Origin of the sequence: Pseudoalteromonas sp. UG3-2 (genome assembly GCF_037120705.1) — a bacterium.
In the GTDB taxonomy this organism is placed as follows: domain Bacteria; phylum Pseudomonadota; class Gammaproteobacteria; order Enterobacterales; family Alteromonadaceae; genus Pseudoalteromonas.
Map to the genome: position 1 here is coordinate 145338 of NZ_JAWLJU010000002.1, position 21167 is coordinate 166504.

Genomic DNA, 21167 nt, shown 5'->3' on the forward strand with positions numbered 1-21167 from the left:
TCCTATTACTCAGCTGCAACGTTATGACCAAATACGCGAACAGCAGCACCCATCAAGATGCTTGGTGATTGGTTGTTGAAGTAACCTGCAAATGGACTACTAGCACTAGATGCTGCAAAACTCTGGTTATCTGCATCTAGTAAACGAATTGTCCACTCACCTTTTGCTGATTCACCATAAAACGCATTAGATAAGAATACGCCATCTTTTAAGATATAGCCTGGCTGGAAGCCACCATTATCAAATGAATAAGCCGGGTATAGCAGAGCCTGATGTGATGAAAGAAGAACGCTACGAGTGCCACTTGGTGAGGTGACTTCAATTGCTAAGTCAGAGCCAGCAGTGGTTTGAACTGTTCCAGACTCGGTGCTAAAGCCATAACCAAACTGTTCATTGGACACGTCAAACTTGAACTGAATTGCTTCAACATTAATATCATTGTCAACAGTCACTTTTACGGTTGTACCGTTGGCATCGAAGTCAGGAATGGTTTGCTCAAGTGACTGCTCTTCAACCACAGTACCTTTACCAACCCAATCAGTAATTACCTCTTCACCAAGGTTAGCATTGTATGATTTAGCCATTGTTACCGCAGCGCCTGCATCAACGCGACCAAAGCCATATAAATTGTTGTGCGTAAAGCCTGCGGCATTTTCTACCCAGCCTGAGTGCGCGACAAACGTGCCTTCACCCACTTCGAGTTCAACTGCTTCATTATCAGCATCTATTTGAGTACTGGTCGAAGCAATGATGTGTCGCACATCACGCCATGTTAGGTTTTGATTAGCAGATAAAATAAGTGAAACAACACCAGAAGTATTAGGCGCAGCTGATGAGGTTCCATTCATTGTTGAACGGTAGTTACAATTTGGGTTGTCAGGATGGCCTGGAAAGTCGAATGTAAACTGGCTCTTTGCAAACTCTTCACCATAATTGCCTGCAAAAGATTTAATTGCCTTGCCTTCATAGCCAGATGCACCACTCAAACATGTCATTGGATCTGTGGTTATCATAGCAGGTGCTAAGCGGCCATATTCACCGGCCGGTGCAGAGGCTAGTAAGTTAGCGCCAGCTGTTGAGTAGCTAGTGTGTTTACCATTGGCATTCACGGCACCTACAGAGAAGTAGTATGGGTGGGCTTGGCTCGATTCACCGTTACCATTGTAGCAAGTAAGGCCAAGGTCGTTAGCGCCATTGTCTGCACAGAAACTGCCTGAGCTACTAACACCTTCGAAGTCATTACCGCTTGATTTAATGTTGATCGCGCCTTTGCCTGAACGCAGGTTTAGGTTAGGGTAAGATTCAACTTTTTCATCAAATTCAGAGTATGAAAAGTAAGTCGGGAATGAAAGACCATAACTGCGGTTGAATACAGAAATTGGCTCGTCTGCCGTTATTCCTGAGCCTGGAAAACCATGGATCAGAAATTCCATCTGCTCAACTTTTTCACCGTTTAAGTTGTTCATACCGATGAGACCTGTATCAGGGGCAACACCTCGGCCACCTAAGCCATTCCAGCCTTTAGAAGCAATAAGACCAGCAACACTGGTTCCATGGTCACCATTAATTGCATCGCTTGTCGGATCTGTCTTGTCGAGCGCCCCAACATTTAAATTAAGTGAGCGATTAGGAACAACGTTAGGTTGAAGGTCTTCATGGCGAATCTCTAAGCCCGAATCTACAACTACTGCGGTAACACCAGCACCAGTTACGCCTTGGCTGTAAGCGCCAATGACATTCATATCTTCGCCACTTACTAATTGAGATGTTTCAGCTTCAGCGAAGCGTTTATCCCAATATTCAACAGCTTCTTCTTCTTCCATTAACTCAAGGCTGACATACAAGTCGATTAAGCCTTGCTTGGTTTCATCACTAAGAGAGTATGCTTTTTGACCAGTGTTGTTTAAATGCCATTGCTGATTAGCTAATGGGTCGGTCATCATGTTGGCTATTTCAATTGCACCGTTAGCAGACTGGCCATTGGCAGTGACTGTAAAGTCAATGGTCACCGGCTCGTCGGTTAAAGGAATGTAGCTGAAGCTATTAGTGCCGTTGAGAGTAAGAGTACCATGTGAGAAAGAGTAAACGTTACCATCCGGCTCAACTTCAGTGTCACCATCGAAAAAGCTGTATGAAAGTGGGTCACCATCCGCGTCAGATACTTCTAATTTACCATTAATAGTATGCCATTGCTTAGCTTCGGCAATGACAGTGACGTCAGCAGTTGGTGGAGTGTCTACCTTTTCAGGCGCAGTAGTATTATTATTATCGCTGCCGCCTCCACAGGCGGTCAAAGCTAATACGATAGCAGTGGAAAGTGCTGCATGTTTAAACTTATTGTTATTCATGTTATCTACCTTTGTACTAATTACGCGTCCGAATTTACTTAATTATCAAACTAGAAGCAATTGTTAAAAGTGAAGATGCGCTGCAAAAGTGTTTGTGGTTGCCAATAAAATCTATCAATATCATGGTTTTACTGTAATTGAAAACAAATGTAAATGGGGTTTTTGTTGTGTTTCATGCCAAGTTGTGAAATACAATTCTGTAACTTAGAGAGTTATTTCTTTGTTATGTGGTAGTCGTTTCGGTTTTACTGCTATTTACTACTTTAAGCCAATACATATACTCTTGACTGACTTGTGGATGTGCTCAATTAAGAGCCTCCATTGCTTTGGTGTCATTGCGCTTCCTTCATTTGTTCGAGAGAGTATTACTCATCAATGTAAGCAACTGGCCATAAGCTGATTTGCTCGTTGATTTAGGTTGCTGTCGGTTTGATATCGAACTATGTAGAGTTAGAGCTGCTTATACAGTGTTAGCAAACTCAGAGGATTCACTTTTAAATGTAATGAATTATTGGTGTGTTCTTTTGATTACTAAAGCAACCTGAAATAGCTCAAAGTAGGCGCTATCGAGAAATTATAATTTCTCGATATCCTTTTTCACCTGATAGCCTTCAGTCGTGACAATTTGCTCCAACACGGCCACTCGAGATTTAAGTGCTTTGATCTCATGTTGTAAGGCTTGCTGATCTGCTTGAGCCAGTGATTGCGCTTTTTTAAAATCCAATCTGCGTTTATAGATTTCGCTGAGTATCCCGCCGCCAACAGTGATTAACACGATTAGAAACACCATGGTTGTGCCAGACATAACTGTTTACTCCCTAAGATTGTTTATAGCAATAATAGTGTGGCCATAAAAAATGGCATCATAATTTTCATTATGATGCCATTAATTTCTCGGCTATGGGAACTGACAATTGTCAGTTAACACTCAATAATGTTGACCGCAAGACCGCCACGTGCGGTTTCTTTGTATTTGGTCTTCATGTCGTTGCCAGTGTCGAGCATGGTTTTTATGACTTTATCAAGGCTGACTTTCTGGTCACCCGTGCCGCGCATCGCCAAACGTGAGGCGTTGATGGCTTTAATTGCCCCCATGGCATTACGTTCTATACAAGGCACTTGCACCAAGCCACCCACAGGGTCGCAAGTTAATCCCAAGTTGTGCTCCATACCAATTTCAGCGGCATTTTCCACATGAACTACGTTACCACCCATGATTTCGGTTAACGCTGCTGCAGCCATCGAGCAGGCAACGCCAACTTCACCCTGACAGCCCACTTCCGCACCGGAAATCGAGGCATTCTTTTTGTACAAAATACCAATGGCGGCCGCGGTAAGCAGGTAGCGTGTGGCAATTTCAACATCCACTTCTTTGATAAAAGTGTGATAATACATTAATACCGCTGGCAGTATGCCGGCTGCGCCATTGGTTGGGGCGGTGACCACTCGGCCGCCTGCGGCGTTTTCTTCGTTTACTGCCAATGCGAACAAATCAACCCAGTCCATGGCACGCAGCGGGTCTTGGTGATTTTCAACATTGAGTTTGAGGTAAAGACTTGGCGCTCTGCGGCGTACCTTTAGGCCTCCAGGTAAGATACCTTCGGTGCGCATACCGCGTTCAATGCAGGCTTTCATTACTTGCCATATGTTAAACAGGGTATCTTTGATTTCGCTCTCACTGCGTAACGTTTTCTCATTGGTCATCATCAAGGACGACACGCTTAAGCCTGACTCTTTACACATGTTTAGCAGCTCTTCTGCGTTATTAAATGGGTAAGGAGCTGGGTTTTCGGCGCGAATGTCTAATGCCGCTTGCTTTTCGGCTTCAAAGTCTTGATCGGTAACAATAAAGCCACCACCAATCGAATAATAGACTTGACTGTGAAGCAGTTCATCACCCTTAAATGCTTTGATTTCCATGGCATTGGAATGCTTTGGCAGGGTTTTACGACGATGAAAAACAATAGCACCTTGTTTAGGAAAGTCGACCTTAAATTGCTTGTCTAGGTAGATAACCTGCTCGGTTTCAATGGTCGCTAAAATATCGGGTACCTGATCGGCATCTATGGTTTCTGGATCATAGCCTGCTAAGCCTAAGATAACCGCTTTGCCAGAGCCATGGCCAATTCCTGTTTGCCCTAATGAACCGTATAATTCCACTTTAACAGCGGTAATATCATCAACGATGCCTTGTGCTTGCAGATCTTTAACAAATAATCTGGATGCACGCATTGGGCCCACGGTGTGTGACGAGGAAGGGCCAATACCGATACTGAACATATCGAATGCACTGATCATAAACTTTACTCACATTGCCTTAAAAAACGGACGCCATCATAACGTGTAAACCTAGGGTTGTAACCCTTATTCGGTAAAACAACATGGTAGCAGCACTACTAAATATGAAAGAAAAGCCTTAGCAAGGCAAATTAGGGTGGTATTAAGCTCGAGGTCTTACCAGTGGCGGTCTGGCGGCTGAAGGGTTGCTAATAATTGCTGAATGATTTTTGCCGTTGCTCCCCATAATAGCCCATGAGGCGTCATAAACCCTTCGAGGCTTAGGTCTTTGCCCCGATAACTGAGGGTCAACTGCTGCCAGTTGCTGCTATTGGCTAATGCAGCCAATGGCACCATAAAGGTGTGGGCAACTTCATCGCTTTGTGTTGACCAGCGTGCAGTGCGATTGATATTGGCCACCACAGGGGTAATTTGATAGCCAGACAGTGTATGCATTGCAGGTAAGGTGCCTAACACCTGCGCTTCGTCGGTGGCTAAGTGTATTTCCTCTGCCGTTTCCCGTAGTGCTGTGTTGATAAGGCTGACATCTTGTTGCTCCACTTTTCCGCCGGGAAAGCAGATTTGACTGGGGTGGCTTGCAAGGCTTGGGCTGCGTTTACACAGAATAAGTTGTGCTTGCTCCTCGATAGCAATAATCGGGATCAGCACCGCACTTTGTTTCAAAGTGCGAATATCCGCTTGCTGGTGTCGGATATTCGGTGATAATAAAAACTGAGCAACAACCTTATCTATGTTCATCAAGCAACGGTAATATTTTATTGACCTTGTGGTGCGTTTCTTCAAACTCTAGTTGGGGGTCGGAGTCTTTAACGATACCACCTCCGGCCCAACAATGGATTTTGTTATAGTGGCACACCAAGGTACGGATGGTGATGGAAGTATCCATATTACCACAGCCGCTCAAGTAGCCAATAGAACCACAGTAAACACTGCGGCGATGGGGCTCCAGCTCTTCGATTATCTCCATGGCTCTGATTTTAGGAGCGCCGGTAATTGAGCCGCCAGGAAAGGCTGCGGCAAGCTGATCGACCGCGGTTTTATCATCAGCAAGAGTGGCGGTGACGGTGCTGACAAGGTGATGCACGGCGGGAAAGCTTTCAATATCAAATAACTTAGGCACTTTAACGCTGCCGGGCTTGGCTACCTTGCCAAGATCATTGCGAAGTAGGTCGACAATCATGACATTTTCCGCGCGATCTTTGCTACTGGCTTGCAAACGCTGAGCTTGCTGCGCATCGGCTTGTTGCTCTGACAGTCGTGGTAATGTGCCTTTGATTGGCTTACTTTCGATCTGATCCCCTTTAATCTGAATAAACCGCTCCGGTGAGACGGACAGAATGGCACCGTCAACCAGCTTTATAAAGGCGGAAAAGGGCGCATTGTTGGCTTTTTGCAAGCGTTTGTAGGCCAGCCAAGGAGAACCTTGATACGCGGCGCTAAAGCGCTGCGCTAAATTAATTTGGTAGCAGTCGCCGCTGAGTAGATAAGACTGAATTTGGCTAAACTTCTGCTGGTATTGCAACGGGGTCATGTTGGACTGCCAGCTTGAGGTGAGGGTAAACGGTTCAGCTGTTGCTGGTGTTTCTAATCTCGCCAAGTAATTTTGCAAGCGGTTACACTCTGGCTGGGCAACATAAAACCAAGCAGCCGCTTGTTTGTCGTAGATGAGGGCATCTGGGTATAGCCCCACAACCGCATCAGGTAAGTCAATATCGCGCTCAGCCAGGCTTGGCATGGATTCAATATAGCGCCCAAGGTCATAGCCAAAATAGCCCAGCCAGCCGCCATTAAAGGGCAAGTTATGTGGTGCAGCCTGGTCGCAAAAGTCAGCCAAACGTGACTTCATTTCAGTAAACAGGGTGTGCTGTGATTCAACCCCATTGACTAAACACTTGCCCTGCTCAGCGTGTAACAGGCAAATGGGGTCAAAGGCAATAATGTGGTAGCCACTGTTGATGTGTTGTGACTCACATGAGTCGAGCAAAATGGCATGAGGAAGGTCAGCAAAGTGGTCAAAAAGTGACACAGCCGTTAGCCTAATATCTAATTTCGTACAGTTTATTCGCTCATTTATCATTTACTTGACCTGCAAAGCTAGCCCCAAACGGGCGGGGAGGTTATCATAGTTACCAGCTATTCCATAGTTTATGGTGCTGAAACAGCCTATACGCAAGCGGCGCTAGGTTGGTGCCAGCCCTAGCAAAAAAATTCCGTCATAACATTGAGGAACCGTCATGAGTACAATCCGTCAGCAAGACTTTATTGATAGCATCGAAGATGCGCTGCAATATATTTCATTTTACCACCCTTTAGATTTCGTCCAAGCATTAGAAAAAGCCTACGAAAAAGAACAAAGTAAGGCGGCTAAAGATGCTATCGCGCAAATCTTGATTAACTCTCGCATGTCGGCTGAAGGCAAGCGTCCATTGTGCCAAGACACCGGGATTGTTACCTGTTTTGTAAAAGTCGGTATGGATGTGAAGTGGGACAACACGGAACTGACGGTGCAACAAATGGTCGATGAAGGCACCCGCCGTGCTTACACTAACCCAGACAATCCATTACGAGCGTCGATTGTTGCCGACCCTGCTGGAAGCCGTAAAAACACCAAAGACAATACCCCGTCAGTAGTGCACATTGACATGGTGCCGGGTGATAAGGTGGAAGTGATGATTGCTGCAAAAGGCGGCGGTTCAGAAAATAAAACCAAAATGGTGATGCTAAACCCTTCTGACGATGTCGCAGAATGGGTAGAGAAAACCTTGCCGACCATGGGAGCTGGCTGGTGTCCACCTGGCATGTTAGGTATAGGTATTGGTGGTACTGCTGAAAAGGCTGCGGTATTGGCAAAAGAGTCACTGATGGACCCGGTTGATATTCATGAATTACAAGAACGTGGCGCTGAGACGGCGGAAGAAAAATTACGCCTAGAAATTTTTGAGCGTGCCAACAAGCTGGGTATTGGTGCTCAAGGCTTAGGTGGTTTAACCACGGTGGTGGATGTTAAAATCAAAACCGCGCCAACCCATGCGGCTTCAAAGCCTGTTGTCATGATCCCAAACTGTGCGGCCACACGTCATGTTCATTTCACACTTGATGGTTCAGGTCCTGCCGACCTTAAAGCGCCAAAACTTGAAGACTGGCCTGAGGTGACATGGGAAGTAGGCGAGGATACTCGTCGCGTTAACTTGGATACCCTGACTAAAGAAGATATCCAAGAGTGGAAAATGGGCGAAACCGTGTTGCTTTCGGGCAAAATCTTAACCGGTCGTGATGCTGCGCACAAACGTCTGCAAGGCATGATCAATTCAGGTGAAGGCCTTCCTGAAGGGGTTGATTTTACCAATAAATTTATCTACTACGTGGGTCCTGTGGATGCCGTAGGAGACGAAGTTGTTGGCCCTGCTGGCCCAACGACCTCAACGCGTATGGATAAGTTCACTGATCTAATGCTAGAAAAAACAGGCTTGATTGGTATGATTGGTAAAGCAGAGCGTGGCCCTGCAACGGTTGAGTCAATTAAACAAAATAAGTCAGTGTATCTTATGGCTGTAGGTGGTGCGGCTTACCTTGTGGCCAAAGCCATTAAGAAATCCCGGGTGGTGGCATTTGAGGATTTGGGGATGGAAGCCATTTATGAATTCGAAGTGGAAGACATGCCTGTAACTGTCGCTGTGGATAGCGAAGGCGCGAACGCCCACACTCAAGGGCCAGCGATTTGGAAAGCAAAAATCGAAGAGCTTGATAGCAAACTAAGCTAAGCGCTGAGCAAAATACGACATCAGGAGGCCTATGGCCTCCTTTTTTGTATCCTTTTGTTTACGCATAGCCTCAGCTTTCCGTTTACGTAAACAGTCAGTTCAAAAAACAGATTTAATTTAGATATTATCGGTCTTTATTTTTCTCTTTTTGAATATAAATTGCTCTTTTTCAACATTGAAAGAAATGATTATTTGTATTTATGTAAAAACAGGTTTATATCATCTCATTTTCTGGAATGGTGCTACAGTTAGTGATAGAGTCTTGCCAATTTCAGCGCTAGTGGCTCTTTAGCATCAAACTATGATGGCAAGCACAAAGAGCTTACCCGTTTGGGAACAGACAATTGGAGAAGAAGAAAGTGGCTGTATTTAACCAAGTTGAATTTGATAACCATGAGCAGGTGGTCTTTTGTGCCGATGAAGCATCGGGATTAAAAGCCATCATTGCGGTACATAATACTAACCTAGGCCCAGCCGTTGGCGGTTGTCGTCTGTGGGATTACGCCTCGGATGAAGATGCTGTTTACGATGTACTGCGCCTATCAAAAGGCATGACCTACAAAAATGCGGTTGCACGCTTACCCTTTGGTGGTGGTAAATCAGTAATTATTGGCGATGCTAAAGCGATTAAATCAGAGGCACTTTTCAGAGCGTTTGGTAAGCACCTCGAGCGCTTAGGCGGTAGCTACTATTCTGCAGAAGACGTTAACATCACCACCGGTGATGTAATGATGATGCACAAAGAAACCAATTATGTCATGGGTCTTGAAGGTAAGAGTGGTAACCCATCGCCATTAACGGCGCTTGGTACTTACCTAGGCATTAAAGCCGCTTATAAGCATCAGCATGGCCACGAAGATCTTGCAGGTGTAAAAATTGCTGTTCAGGGCTTAGGTGCTGTGGCATACACTATGTGTAAATACCTTCATGAAGCGGGTGCAGAACTGTTTGTGACGGATATTAACCAAGAATCAGTTGATCGTGTGGTTAACGACTTTGGCGCCACTGCAGTTGGCATCGATGAAATCTACGACTTAGACGTAGATGTCTATGCGCCTTGTGCATTAGGTGCAACAATCAACGACGATACGATTCCACGTATTAAAGCTAAGATCATTGCAGGGTGTGCAAATAACCAGCTGGCAGAATCACGTCACGGCGAAATCATTCGTGAGAAAGGCATTTTATATGCACCTGATTATGTCATTAACGCTGGTGGTATTATCAATGTGTATTATGAAACCAAAGCTGAGGGGTATGACAAAGCCGCGGCAACAAAACACGTTGAAGGGATTTATGATACCTTGACGGAGATTTTCAAACGTTCAGAAGCAGAACAAAAGTCGACACATATTATCGCTGACGAATTAGCGCAAGAGATCATTAAAAACGGTCTATAATAAGGTGGCCGTCTGGCATATCACTTAATAAAAGGGGGCGTTAGCCTCCTTTTTTGTATCAAAAATTGCTCTTGGGATGATGAGATGAAGAACAAGCTTGCACTGGATACCTGGCCGCGAAAGCAGCACTTTGGCTTTTATAATCAATTCGAACAGCCTTATTTTACGGTAACAGTAAACCTGCAAATGCAACGTATTTATGAAATGAGTAAGCGCGAAGGGGTGCCATTTTCTCTTAGCTGTTTATATGTGTTGCAACTGGCCTTAGCGGCTTATGCGCCCATGCGCTATCGCATAGAGGAAGGCGTGCCGTATGAATATGAGCAGGTTGATATTAGCAGTGTGTTTTTGCGCCAAGACGATACCTTTCGCTTTGTCCGCTTAACCCCTGAACAGGATTTCTCCAGGTTTATCAGTGTCAATGTCCACAATAAAGAGGAGCAGTTGGAAGGTAAGCTTATTTCGCAGCAATTTTTAAGTGAAAGTCAGGTGCCAAATTGTGTACATGTGTCTATACTTCCATGGCTGTCATTTACAAGTTTTGCTCATGCGCGCTTAAGTAAGGATGATTTTGGCATTCCTAAACTGGTGTTTGGCAAATATAACAAAGCAGACGGTACTATGCCGCTTTGTATCGAAGTTCATCATGCACTAATGGATGGTCTACACGTCGCTGAATTTATTCAAATTCTTCAAGAAAAAATAGATCAAGCAATTTGGGATAAATAGAGATTTTTTGCGATAAATTGAATTTGGCAAAATTATTTCACGGGTTTTTTGGCTGTTTTTTGTTCTAAACTTATGTTTTTTATGACTATTCATAAATTCTATTTGGAATATCTATTCAGCTTATTGGAATAAAGTAGATGTAAAACATTGTAAACGACGTATTCAAAAGGTTGGTTTTACGAGGGTTGTGTATATTTTGCTGTGTTTTTGATGTTAATTTTATGTTTTATATATAATTATTACTTATTTATTGACAAAAAATGTTTTCACAGTGAAGTTGACACATCGTGTTGCATTTAGCATTATTGGACAGTTGATATCTGACAAAAGATATCAGGGTTGCTCTTCTATTGTTGAGAGCGCGAAAATTATAAAAGTAACATTACTTAATTGGTTGGGAACTATGTCTGTTAAAATCAGAAAGAGCCTTGTAGCTACGGCGCTTTTAGGCGCGACAGCTTTTGCAAGCAGCAATGTGATTGCAGATCCTTTGAATGACATACAAAAAGTAGGTCAACAAACTCAAAAGGCTGCTAAAAAGTCTCAAGAAAAGATCGATAATATTTACGGTCAATCTCAAGAGATGATTGCGGAATACCGCGGCATCATCGACGAAACAGAACTGCTAAAAGTGTACAACGACCACGTTGCACGTCTAGTAGCAGACCAGAACGCTGGTATCGAGTCTCTTGAGCGTCAAATCGGAACTATTGACAAGACAAAACAGGACGTTGTGCCTTTGATGTATCGCATGATCGATACGCTTGAGCAATTCATCAAAGCGGACGTTCCGTTTAACATGGACACCCGTCTAGAGCGCGTTGAAAAACTACGCAGCATCATGTCTAACTCATCAGTGACGACGTCTGAAAAGTTCCGTCAGGTACTTGAAGCGTACACTATCGAAACTGACTACAGCACAACGATGGTAGCTAGCCAGGGTTCACTTGAACAAAATGGCAAAAACATCAACGTTGACTTCGCACGTCTTGGCCGTATTGCATACGTTGCTCAGTCGTTCGACCAAAAGCACGCTTGGGTTTGGAACAACAACACTAAGCAGTGGGATGAACTAGGCGAAGAATACCTTAAGCCTGTTAAGAGCATGATCCGTATTGCCCGTAAGCAAGCGGCTCCTGAACTTGTAAACCTACCAATCTTTGGCGCGGAGTAATTAATGATGAAGAAACTATTTAAAGGTTTTGCAGTTGCTGCAGCGTTAACAGTTTCTGCTGGTGCCGCGCTAAATGCACACGCAAACACTGAAGCATTGGATAAAATCCTAGAGCAGGTTAAACAAAACCGTATCTCTGAAGGTAAAATCAATCAGCAACGTGAGCAAGAGTTCTTAAGCGACCGTGCTGACAAGCAAGCGCTACTGAACAAAGCGAAGCGTGAACTAGCGGCTGAAAAAGCACGTGGTGAGCGTCTTAACGAGCAGTTCAAGCAAAACGAAATCACTCTTGCTGAGAAAGAAGTTGAGCTTGAAAATGCCAAGGGTACCCTTGGTGAGATGTTCGGTGTGGTTCGTCGTTCAGCAGCTGATGCCATCGGTTCTATCGAAGCATCACTTGTAAGTGCTGAAAAGCCAGGACGCGCTGAAGTACTTCGTTCACTAGCAGAAGCAAAAGAGCTTCCTACTACTCGTGAACTTGAAGACCTTTGGATTGCATTCCAAACTGAAATGACTGAATCAGCTAAAGTTTCTAAGTTTGAATCAGAAGTATCAGAGCTTAACGGTGACGTAAACGTTAAAGAAGTAACCCGTGTTGGTAACTTCAACCTAGTAACCAAAGACGGCTACGTTATTTACGACGCAGAGAACAAGCAAATTGTTCCTCTTGGTAAACAGCCTAGTGGTGAACTAGCTGGCGTTGACCGTTTGATCGCGGCATCTGCTGGTGAGTATGTTAAGTTTGCAGTTGACCCAACTCGTGGTTCACTACTTCAACTTAATACGCAACGTGCAACGATGGAAGAGCGCTGGCACCAAGGTGACACAGTTGGTTATATCATCACAGTACTACTTATCCTAGGTGCGTTGATTGCAGTTGTTCGTATGCTTGACTTAGTAATTGTAAGCGGCAAGATCAAAGCACAGATCAAAAACGCTAATAACCCTAACAGCAACAACCCACTTGGTCGTATCTTGAAAGTTTACCACGACAATAAAGACCAAGACGTTGAAAACCTAGAGCTGAAACTTGATGAAGCTATCCTACGTGAAACACCACGTATCGAGATGGGTGTTAATATCATCAAGATCTTAGCGGCTATCGCGCCACTACTAGGTCTATTAGGTACAGTTGTTGGTATGATCCTAACCTTCGAATCAATCACACTATACGGTACTGGTGATCCGAAGATCATGGCAGGTAACATCTCTCTAGCGCTAGTAACAACAGCACTAGGTCTGATTGCAGCTCTACCTCTAATTCTACTACACGCTATCGTAGCTGGTCGTAGTAAAGCGGTTCTACACATCCTAGATGAGCAAAGCGCAGGTATTGTTGCTGCTCACGCGGAGAAGGAGAAAGCCTAATGTTAGTCCTGATGGAGATATGGGAATCTATCAGGGATTTTGTTGCTACAGGCGGCGATGTATTATACGTGGTCGCAATAGCACTCTTTCTAATGTGGGTTTTAATGATTGAGCGCTATTGGTTCCTATTAGGTGAATTTCCAAGATTACATAAGGAAATTGTCGCCAAATGGGACGCCCGCCAAGATACTACGTCTTGGTACGCACACAGAATCCGCGATGCATGGATTTCTGAAGCGTCTGAAAAATTAGATGAGCGCATGTTGATTATCAAAACATTGGTTGCGATGTGTCCTTTAATCGGTCTTTTAGGTACAGTGACAGGTATGATCACAGTATTTGAGACAATGGCTACTCAAGGTACGGGTAACGCACGATTAATGGCTTCTGGCATTTCAATGGCTACGATACCAACAATGGCTGGAATGGTTGCGGCACTATCAGGTGTTTTCTTTAGCACGCGTCTAGAAGCACGCGCAAAAATTGCTAAAGAGAAGCTTATTGATAGCTTGCCTCATCACTAGAGAGAGATTGAATTATGGCACGTAAACAACGTTTTCGTGAGGAAGAAGAAGCGGCAGTTGATATGACGCCGATGCTAGACATCGTATTTATCATGCTTATCTTCTTCATCGTAACCACTTCTTTTGTAAAAGAAGCTGGTATTGAGGTTAACAAGCCAAAAGCGGCACAAGCACAGAAGACCAAGAATGCGAACATCTTTATCGCTATCCGTGAAAACGGTGAGATTTGGATGGACAAGCGTCAGGTTGATGTTGAACGTGTAAGTGCAAACCTTGAAAGTCTAATGGCTGAGCAACCTACAGACGTGGTAATCATTCAAGCTGATAAAGGCGCGAAGCACGGTGTAGTTGTTAAGGTTATGGACCAAATCAAAGCGACTGGCGACAACCTGAAGATTTCAATAGCTGGAGATCAGTAATGATTCGACTTCTGTTTTCACTTCTAGCAGGTGGGGCAGTAACTCTCGGCTTGTTCTTTTTTATGTCTTATCTTATCTCCGGAGGAGCGGATAGGGCGGATGTTCAAAAAGAAGAAATCGTCGTCGAGATTATGTCGAATCCACCTGAATCTAAGGTGCAGCAGCGGAAGCGTGTCCCGCCTCCGCCGCCGCCACCGCCAAAGCAGCCGCCTAAACCGCAGCCGCCTCAGCCTGACACGGCTGATCCAGCTGCAGGTGCACTCGGCTTTAACATGCCTAGTATCGATCTAGGTGGTACAGCAGGTGGTTTATCTGGGCCTGGCGAATTTGGTCGTGATGGTGATGCTACACCAATCGTTCGAATTGAGCCGAAATATCCGCCGCAGGCAGCGCGTGACGGTAAAGAAGGTTGGGTTCGTTTGTCTTTCACAATCAACGAAGTTGGTGGTGTAGAAGACATCGAAGTTATCGACTCTGAACCTAGACGTATCTTTGACCGTGAAGCTAAGCGTGCACTTCGTAAGTGGAAATACCGTCCTAAAGTTGTTGACGGTAAACCACAGAAGCAGCCTGGCATTACTGTTCAGCTTGATTTCACGCTGAACCAAGGTTAATAGGAGGCAAGACATGAAAAGTTTACCTAAGTTAACGGCTCTTGCTCTTCTGGTTGCTTTAACCGGCGGAATGTACTCAACAGCAGTTTCTGCAGCGCCTAACTATGAAGAAATAGAAAAGCGCAAAAACGCAAAAACGAAAGTAATGGGTGAGCGCGTAGGTAAAAAGGTTGCTAAAGCGTTTGAACTTTATAACGAAGATAAGGTTGATGAAGCGATTGCCGAGCTTCGTGAGTTAGACCCTTCAGACGAGTTCGACAAAGCAACAGTTAACCGTTACCTAGGCCAGCTTTACGCTCAAAAAGAGAACTACGCAGAAGCGATTAAATACACTCGCCAAGCAGTTGCTCCAGACGTACTTAACTTCAAAGAGCAAGGCGACTTGATGAAGTTATTAGGCGACTTACTTTTAGGTACTGAAAAGTACGCTGAAGGTATTAAAGCCTACTACGCTTGGATGGACTTCACTGGTGAGAACGACCCTAAAGTATATGGTCGTATCGCTCAGGGTTACTACGAGCTTAAGCAATATAGCAATGTTATTGAGCCTGCAGACAAAGCAATTGCTGCGTCTGAGGAGCCTAACAAACAATACTACCTAATGAAAATTGGTGCTTACTTCGACCTTAAACAGTTCCAAAAGGCTGTTGAGGTAGGTGAAGAAATGATTAAGATCTTCCCTGAGGATCCGCAATCATGGACTCGTCTAGGTAGCTTCTATCTACAAACTGAAGATTACAGCAAAGGTTTGACTGTAATGGAAGTGGCGTACGATAACGGTTACTTTGAAAAAGAGAACCACTACAAGATTTTAGGTAGTTTGTATTCACTGGTTGAAATTCCTTGGAAAGCGGCTCTCGCTTATGAAAAAGCCATTAAAGATGGTCATATCGAGCGTACTAAGCAGAATATCACTGCAGTAGCGAGTTATTTCCACCAAGCGAAGCACATTAGTGAAGCTGCTAAATACTATGCCGAAGCTGCAAAGTTTGATGACGATGCAGAGCTTTTTAGAAAGTCTGGTAGCTTGCTGTTGCAAGATCAGCAGTTCAGTGCTGCAGTAACTAAGCTTAACAAGGCACTTGAGTTAGGAACCGATAAAGAGGGGACTACTTATTCTGACTTGGCAGAAGCTTACTACTATCAAGATAAGTTTAAACAAGCTTACTCAGCAATTAAGAAGGCGCAGGAAGATCCTCGCACTCGTAAATTTGCTAGAAGCTGGGCAAACTTTATCAAGGAAAAAGCACAGCGTAGAGGCGTAAGCCTGTAATTAAAAAGCCCCGCAAGGGGCTTTTTTGATTCTGGAATGACAAGCAAGATGATGTCGAAATCACACATACCTCTTTTACTTCTACTTTTTTTAAGCTTTTTAGTTGGCTGCACGGATAGTAAAACCACTATACTTACACAACAACAGTTACAACAGCAGTTGCAACAGCTTAATGTGGCGCTGCAGTCAAGTGCTTCTGCTTACACAGCGTCTACTAACACAGCGTCAACTAGCCTAACTAGGTTACCTTTTAGCGATGCGTATTTAGCTCGCCGTCATGAGCTACTAAACAGCCAGTTGTCTAACTCCAATGCCACGGCGCTAAAAGAGCTTAGTTATTTAAAAATTCAAGAGCGCTATCCCGAACGTTTTTTACCTTGGCCTGCGCACCTCCCAGTATTAAAAAACTTAACTAACCAGACTACATCGGCTCAAGTAGAAGAGTGGTTAACGCTGGTAAAAGCAAGGCTAGAAGCGGGGCTTGAGAGTAAAATTAAGTTGAGTCGCATAGACCTTAGACTGATCATAGAGCAGTTGGCGCAAAGTGAGAACAATAGTGCGGCATTTACAGCACTAAATAACTACCTTAGCAGTTACAAACCGCGAGCAATGCCAGGCCTGCAACAATTGCCTAATGGCAAAGAGTGGTATCAATCGAAACTTAATTTTTACGGTAATATTCAGGCGTCGCCAAACCAGGTTCTAGCGCAATTAGCAAGCGGCTCTGAACTTGAGCCAATAAGGCAATTAGGGGAGCTCACGTTGAGCTTGAATGAACCGGCAATATTAACATTATTAGGGCCGGATTGTGCTCAGGTAGGCGGGCTTAACTGGCGCGATGGCTTTATTAATATTCCCGCCACAGTAGGGTCATGTCAGCAACAACTGAAGCCGTATAGATCGCTGTTACGGGTTTTGATGGAAATTGACATTGGTATACATGTTCAAGGTTGGTCGACCAAGCAAGCTGTTGTTGCGCTTAACTCAAGACTAGCGCTGAATGAACAACAAGCGCAACAACTGGTTAATAATATTATTTACTTCCCGGCCACCATATTTGCTGCTTATACTGGCTAGTTTTTAGCGAGTTTAGCATGGCAACCACCACACCGCTGAGCTGCTGGGTCTTGCTCTAGTAGCTCAGGCTCGATGGCCTGCTCGCAATCACAGCAATAACCAAACTGGCCAATGTCCATTTGACACAAAGCCGCTTCAACTTTCATTAAACGATCGTACTGTGGAAATTGCTCAGGATTGATTTTTTCCATGACAATATCAAGCCACTTGTTAGGTGGGTTTATTTCAAGGATATTGGCAAGATTATGAGTAAACTCATTAGGTGAAGCTTTTAACTCCCCTAAAAAGTCGCTGCGCAGTTGGTTTAACTCGGTGAGTAAACTCTGCTGATAACGTGTTGGTGTATTTTCATTCATGGCGCTCTCCTCTAGAGCCCCATTATGTTTTCACTCGCTATTGGCTGTTATGATTTGAATCAAGAACAGGAGACTTTGCGGATTTGTTCAGCACCGTAACGACGTCTTGCTTGCTCTTTAGGCGCTTAATCTCGTCAAATAACGTGTGTGCTTCTGGGTACTGTAATTTTAGGTAACCTAACCATTGCTTGGTTCTGGAAGAAAAGTACTTTTCACTCATGTTTTCGTCGTCATGCATGGATGAATTAACAATGTGATGGACAACGTGCCCCCAGGTTAATGGTTGATAATCACGGCCCTGTATATGGGCTTTTATTTTTGCCGCTAAGTCAGGCATGGCGAGCGCCCCTCGACCTAGCATTAGGTCTTGGCACTGACTCACTTGCTGGCAGCGCATGGCATCTTCAACCTGCCAGATCTCCCCATTGGCAACCACCGGGATGGTGAGTCTGGTCAAAAGAGCAGGGATCTTTTCCCAATAGGCGGGCGGTCGGTAACCGTCGCGTTTCGTTCTGGCATGGATGGCCAAACTGGATGCACCACCTTGTTGCACGGCATCAACGATTTCTGTGCTATTAGCATCATCATCAAAGCCTAAACGAATTTTGGCACTGACGGGTTGCTCTGCTGGTACGGCTTCTCGTACCGCCTTAATGATCTGATAAATTTGCTCTGGCTCTTTTAATAACACCGCGCCGCCACGACTTTTATTTACGGTTTTTGCCGGACAGCCAAAGTTCAGGTCAATACCATGTGAGCCAAGCTTAACGGCTTTTCTGGCATTGGCAGCCAAAGCGTGGGGCACTTGACCGAGCAGTTGAATACGCACAGGGGTACCCGAGCGAGTATAGCCACCATTTAGTAATTCAGGACAATAACGAGTAAACACTCGGCGTGGAAAGGTCAGGTCGACGACGCGAATAAACTCAGTTACGCATAAGTCAAAGCCACCAATGTCGGTTAATAGCTCACGCATTTTATAGTCAACCACACCTTCCATTGGGGCGAGTACGAGTTTCATGTTATTTCCTGTGCCTGGTAAAAATATCGAGTGCTGTACTGACCATGACAAATGGCAGATACTAGGCTTAACTGTGTTAAGAAAAGCGCGCTATTTTAGCGAAACTACGTAGTGAAGTCACTGTTTTGTCTTTTTGCCGTGGTTGCGAAAAGTGAATGACTGGCAGAAGTTGTCATTTTTTGCGACGATAGTGAAATAATTTATGGCACCTCAAGGTCTTCTAATAGAACCGATAACCATTTTGAGAGAAAGAAACATGAATACCGTCAAGAATAATTCAATTGCTTTAACATTAAGTGCGGTTGTTGCTGGTACTGCCGGCTTAACTGCTACAGACGCAAACGCGAATCCTTTTTCATTTGAAACCATGACCGCAGGCTACCAGCTAGATGCTGGCGAAGGTAAATGTGGTGAAGGCAAATGCGGTGGCGACGCGAAAAGCAAAAAAGAAGGCAAGTGTGGCGAGGGCAAATGCGGCGGCCACGCTAAAGGCGAAAAAGAAGGCAAGTGTGGCGAAGGCAAATGCGGTGGCGACGCCAAAGGCAAAAAAGAAGGTAAATGTGGCGAAGGCAAATGCGGTGGTCATGCCAAAGGCAAAAAAGAAGGTAAATGTGGTGAAGGCAAATGTGGTGGCAATGCCAAAGGTAAAAAAGAAGGTAAATGTGGTGAAGGCAAATGCGGTGGCCATGCCAAAGGTAAAAAAGAAGGTAAATGCGGCGAAGGCAAATGCGGTGGCAACCACTGAGCTGCACCGGCTCGGTAGTCATGCTACTGAGCTTTATCATAAATGCGTGTAAGTGCACGCATTTATTGCTATTCCAGCCGTAACTGAGAGAGTAATGAGCAACGAAATAGGTAACCTTGGTTTGGGACTGCGCCGTGAAATGCTAGATGACGTTTTGAGTAGCCCGCCAAAGCAAGTCGATTTTTATGAAGTCGCCCCCGAAAATTGGATAAAGTTTGGTGGTAAGCTAGCACGGCAATTAGCGCAAATCAGTGACAACCACACCTTGATTTGTCATGGCTTATCGCTATCTCTAGGGGCGCCAGCGCCGCTAGATGTTGACTTTATTAAGCAATTAAAAGCCTTTTTTAATCAACATCAAGTGGCCATTTACAGTGAGCATTTAAGCTACTGCTCGGGCAGCGGTCACATGTACGATTTAATGCCCATACCCTTTACAGAAGAGGCGGTACAGCATACGGCAAAGCGTATTCGTGAAGTACAAGACCGACTAGAGCGGCGCATTGCAGTAGAAAATGTGTCTTATTATGCCGCTCCTGGACAACAAATGTCAGAGCTCGATTTTACCTTAGCGGTGCTTGAAGAAGCGGATTGCGATCTGCTGCTAGACGTCAATAACATCTACGTAAATGCCACTAATCATGGTTACAGCGCGGAGCAATTTTTGGCGGCCATGCCCACAGAACGTATTGCTTACGGCCATATTGCCGGACATTACGTTGAGGCGGAAGACTTACTTGTTGACACCCATGGAGCAGACGTGTGCGCCCCTGTATGGCAATTATTGCAACGAGCTTATGAGCTCCATGGTCTATTTCCAACCTTACTTGAGCGCGACTTTAATATTCCGCCGCTCGCTGAGTTAATGCATGAAGCGCAGCAGATAGTCGATTTGCAAAAACAAGTTAAGCCATCCACAGTGCGGTCACAATGATGTCGTTTATCGAAACCCAACAAGCGTTTATGGCCCATATTCGTGACCCAGAAAATCAGCCAGCACCCACTGGTATTGAACCGCGTCGTTTAAAGGTCTATCAAGAGCTGTTTTTTAATAACATTGAAGGCTTTGTGAGTAGCGCATTTCCAGTACTTAAAAGCGTATATAGTGACGCTGCATGGCAGCAGTTGATCCGGCAGTTTTTTGTGGTTCACGACTGTCAAAGCCCTCACTTTTTAGATATCAGTAAAGAGTTTTTGCTGTTTTTACAAACTGAATATCAACCTCGGCCGGAGGATCCCAGTTTTTTGCTAGAGCTTGCCCATTATGAATGGCTTGAGCTCGATGTGGCGACCACCAAAGAAAGCCCCGGTGAGCGGGTATTAGAGGCCGACAATCTAAGTTCTGCCGCTTTACAACTGGCCAGTACGGTGCGTTTAGGGCACTACCAATATCCAGTTCACCAAATTACTGCTGACCATCAACCACAATCCTGCAGCGGTGAAACCTATAGTTTTGTGTTGTATCGTGACGCCGAGGATGAAGTGCAGTTTATTGCCTTAAACCCAATGACGGCCTTGTTATTATCCTTAATCGACAGCAACCCAGGCATTACCTTAGCGGAGCTGGTTGCTGACATCCAAGCGCAAGCTCCGCAGTTTAGCGTGGAGCAATTACAGCAAGGGGCTGAACAGACCTTAACTGAGTTTGCTAGCCGCGGCATTTTGCTGGCAAAAGTACTTTAAGCCAAGTGCAACATCGATTATTATACCGCCTGATTTTTGTCGTGCTAACTCATCACTGGGGCGCCAGGGTGAGTCTTAATTAAAGGTAGTATTATGTCTCAAGGTGATTTTAAAGATCCGTTTAATGCCAAGTACTTTTTGGCTTTTGTTGCTGTATTTGCAGGGATTGGCTGTTTAAATGCCATTCTTGGTTGGGCAACGGCGATCGTGTAAACCCGATCACCCCAGTTAATTCAACTGGTATCCAATAGAGGCTGCATTATGCAGCCTTTTGTGTTTTTAATGTGCTGTTTTTCGACATCAGGGTAGGCAATCTTGCTCTGTCGGTTTCAACTACCGAGAAAATTGTTATAATCTCACTCTTTTGTAAATAAATT

The 21167-nt window shown here is 44.7% G+C and carries 20 protein-coding genes; 13 read left to right on the forward strand and 7 right to left on the reverse strand.

Annotation, left to right across the window (positions count from 1 at the left end; genetic code table 11):
• Positions 1 to 5: 5 nt before the first annotated feature.
• The 5 genes from R3P39_RS04000 to pabB form a co-directional block, all read right to left on the reverse strand.
• A complete protein-coding gene (locus R3P39_RS04000) occupies positions 6 to 2348 on the reverse strand; it encodes a S8 family serine peptidase (protein WP_336565808.1) in 2343 nt (780 codons plus the stop codon).
• Positions 2349 to 2922: 574 nt separating this feature from the next.
• Complete coding sequence (locus tag R3P39_RS04005; protein WP_336565809.1) at positions 2923 to 3153, reverse strand: hypothetical protein; 231 nt, start codon at positions 3151 to 3153, stop codon at positions 2923 to 2925.
• A gap of 116 nt (positions 3154 to 3269) precedes the next feature.
• The gene (locus R3P39_RS04010; protein WP_336565810.1) at positions 3270 to 4646 is read right to left on the reverse strand and encodes an L-serine ammonia-lyase; all 1377 of its coding nucleotides are present in this window, start codon (positions 4644 to 4646) and stop codon (positions 3270 to 3272) included.
• Between the two features lie 156 nt (positions 4647 to 4802).
• On the reverse strand, positions 4803 to 5384 hold the full coding sequence (locus R3P39_RS04015) for a CoA pyrophosphatase (RefSeq protein WP_336565811.1): 582 nt from the start codon (positions 5382 to 5384) through the stop codon (positions 4803 to 4805).
• Positions 5371 to 6723, reverse strand: coding sequence for an aminodeoxychorismate synthase component I (gene pabB, locus R3P39_RS04020; RefSeq protein WP_336565812.1), 1353 nt, complete (start codon positions 6721 to 6723; stop codon positions 5371 to 5373). Before pabB ends, R3P39_RS04015 begins: the two co-directional genes overlap by 14 nt.
• A gap of 157 nt (positions 6724 to 6880) precedes the next feature.
• Between pabB and R3P39_RS04025 the strand changes: the two genes are divergently transcribed.
• The 10 genes from R3P39_RS04025 (at position 6881) to R3P39_RS04070 (ending at position 16985) form a co-directional block, all read left to right on the forward strand.
• Positions 6881 to 8407, forward strand: a complete 1527-nt coding sequence (locus R3P39_RS04025; RefSeq protein ID WP_336565814.1) for a fumarate hydratase — start codon at positions 6881 to 6883, stop codon at positions 8405 to 8407.
• Positions 8408 to 8766: 359 nt separating this feature from the next.
• Positions 8767 to 9807 (forward strand): Leu/Phe/Val dehydrogenase, encoded by a 1041-nt coding sequence (locus tag R3P39_RS04030; protein ID WP_336569230.1) that lies wholly within the window; start codon positions 8767 to 8769, stop codon positions 9805 to 9807.
• A gap of 84 nt (positions 9808 to 9891) precedes the next feature.
• Entirely contained in the window at positions 9892 to 10536 is a 645-nt protein-coding gene (locus tag R3P39_RS04035) for a CatA-like O-acetyltransferase (RefSeq protein ID WP_336565816.1), read from the forward strand.
• A 403-nt stretch (positions 10537 to 10939) separates the two neighbouring features.
• On the forward strand, positions 10940 to 11710 hold the full coding sequence (locus R3P39_RS04040; RefSeq protein ID WP_336565817.1) for a DUF3450 domain-containing protein: 771 nt from the start codon (positions 10940 to 10942) through the stop codon (positions 11708 to 11710).
• Between the two features lie 6 nt (positions 11711 to 11716).
• Positions 11717 to 13078, forward strand: a complete 1362-nt coding sequence (locus tag R3P39_RS04045; RefSeq protein ID WP_336569232.1) for a MotA/TolQ/ExbB proton channel family protein — start codon at positions 11717 to 11719, stop codon at positions 13076 to 13078.
• A complete protein-coding gene (locus R3P39_RS04050) occupies positions 13078 to 13602 on the forward strand; it encodes a MotA/TolQ/ExbB proton channel family protein (protein ID WP_336565818.1) in 525 nt (174 codons plus the stop codon). The genes R3P39_RS04045 and R3P39_RS04050 overlap by 1 nt, the downstream gene beginning before the upstream one ends.
• A 14-nt stretch (positions 13603 to 13616) precedes the next feature.
• On the forward strand, positions 13617 to 14021 hold the full coding sequence (locus R3P39_RS04055) for an ExbD/TolR family protein (protein ID WP_336565819.1): 405 nt from the start codon (positions 13617 to 13619) through the stop codon (positions 14019 to 14021).
• Positions 14021 to 14635: an energy transducer TonB gene (locus R3P39_RS04060; RefSeq protein WP_336565820.1), complete on the forward strand. Its 615-nt coding sequence runs from the start codon at positions 14021 to 14023 to the stop codon at positions 14633 to 14635. The genes R3P39_RS04055 and R3P39_RS04060 overlap by 1 nt, the downstream gene beginning before the upstream one ends.
• Before the next feature lie 13 nt (positions 14636 to 14648).
• Positions 14649 to 15908 carry a tetratricopeptide repeat protein gene (locus R3P39_RS04065; protein WP_336565822.1) on the forward strand — a complete coding sequence of 420 codons (1260 nt, stop codon included), beginning with the start codon at positions 14649 to 14651 and terminating at the stop codon, positions 15906 to 15908.
• 36 nt (positions 15909 to 15944) lie between these two features.
• The gene (locus tag R3P39_RS04070) at positions 15945 to 16985 is read left to right on the forward strand and encodes a hypothetical protein (RefSeq protein ID WP_336565823.1); all 1041 of its coding nucleotides are present in this window, start codon (positions 15945 to 15947) and stop codon (positions 16983 to 16985) included.
• Here R3P39_RS04070 and R3P39_RS04075 read toward each other — a convergent pair.
• Both R3P39_RS04075 and R3P39_RS04080 read right to left on the reverse strand, forming a co-directional pair.
• Positions 16982 to 17341 carry a conjugal transfer protein TraR gene (locus R3P39_RS04075; protein ID WP_336565824.1) on the reverse strand — a complete coding sequence of 120 codons (360 nt, stop codon included), beginning with the start codon at positions 17339 to 17341 and terminating at the stop codon, positions 16982 to 16984. The genes R3P39_RS04070 and R3P39_RS04075 overlap by 4 nt on opposite strands.
• A 37-nt stretch (positions 17342 to 17378) precedes the next feature.
• The gene (locus R3P39_RS04080; RefSeq protein WP_336565825.1) at positions 17379 to 18362 is read right to left on the reverse strand and encodes a tRNA-dihydrouridine synthase; all 984 of its coding nucleotides are present in this window, start codon (positions 18360 to 18362) and stop codon (positions 17379 to 17381) included.
• A gap of 256 nt (positions 18363 to 18618) precedes the next feature.
• Here R3P39_RS04080 and R3P39_RS04085 point away from each other — a divergent pair, with 256 nt between their 5' ends.
• The 3 genes from R3P39_RS04085 to R3P39_RS04095 all read left to right on the forward strand — a co-directional run bounded on the left by R3P39_RS04085 (position 18619) and on the right by R3P39_RS04095 (position 20790).
• Complete coding sequence (locus tag R3P39_RS04085) at positions 18619 to 19107, forward strand: HvfA family oxazolone/thioamide-modified RiPP metallophore (RefSeq protein WP_336565826.1); 489 nt, start codon at positions 18619 to 18621, stop codon at positions 19105 to 19107.
• 94 nt (positions 19108 to 19201) lie between these two features.
• Positions 19202 to 20041, forward strand: coding sequence for an HvfB family MNIO-type RiPP peptide maturase (locus tag R3P39_RS04090; protein WP_336565827.1), 840 nt, complete (start codon positions 19202 to 19204; stop codon positions 20039 to 20041).
• Complete coding sequence (locus tag R3P39_RS04095) at positions 20041 to 20790, forward strand: HvfC family RiPP maturation protein (RefSeq protein ID WP_336569234.1); 750 nt, start codon at positions 20041 to 20043, stop codon at positions 20788 to 20790. Before R3P39_RS04090 ends, R3P39_RS04095 begins: the two co-directional genes overlap by 1 nt.
• Positions 20791 to 21167: the final 377 nt, after the last annotated feature.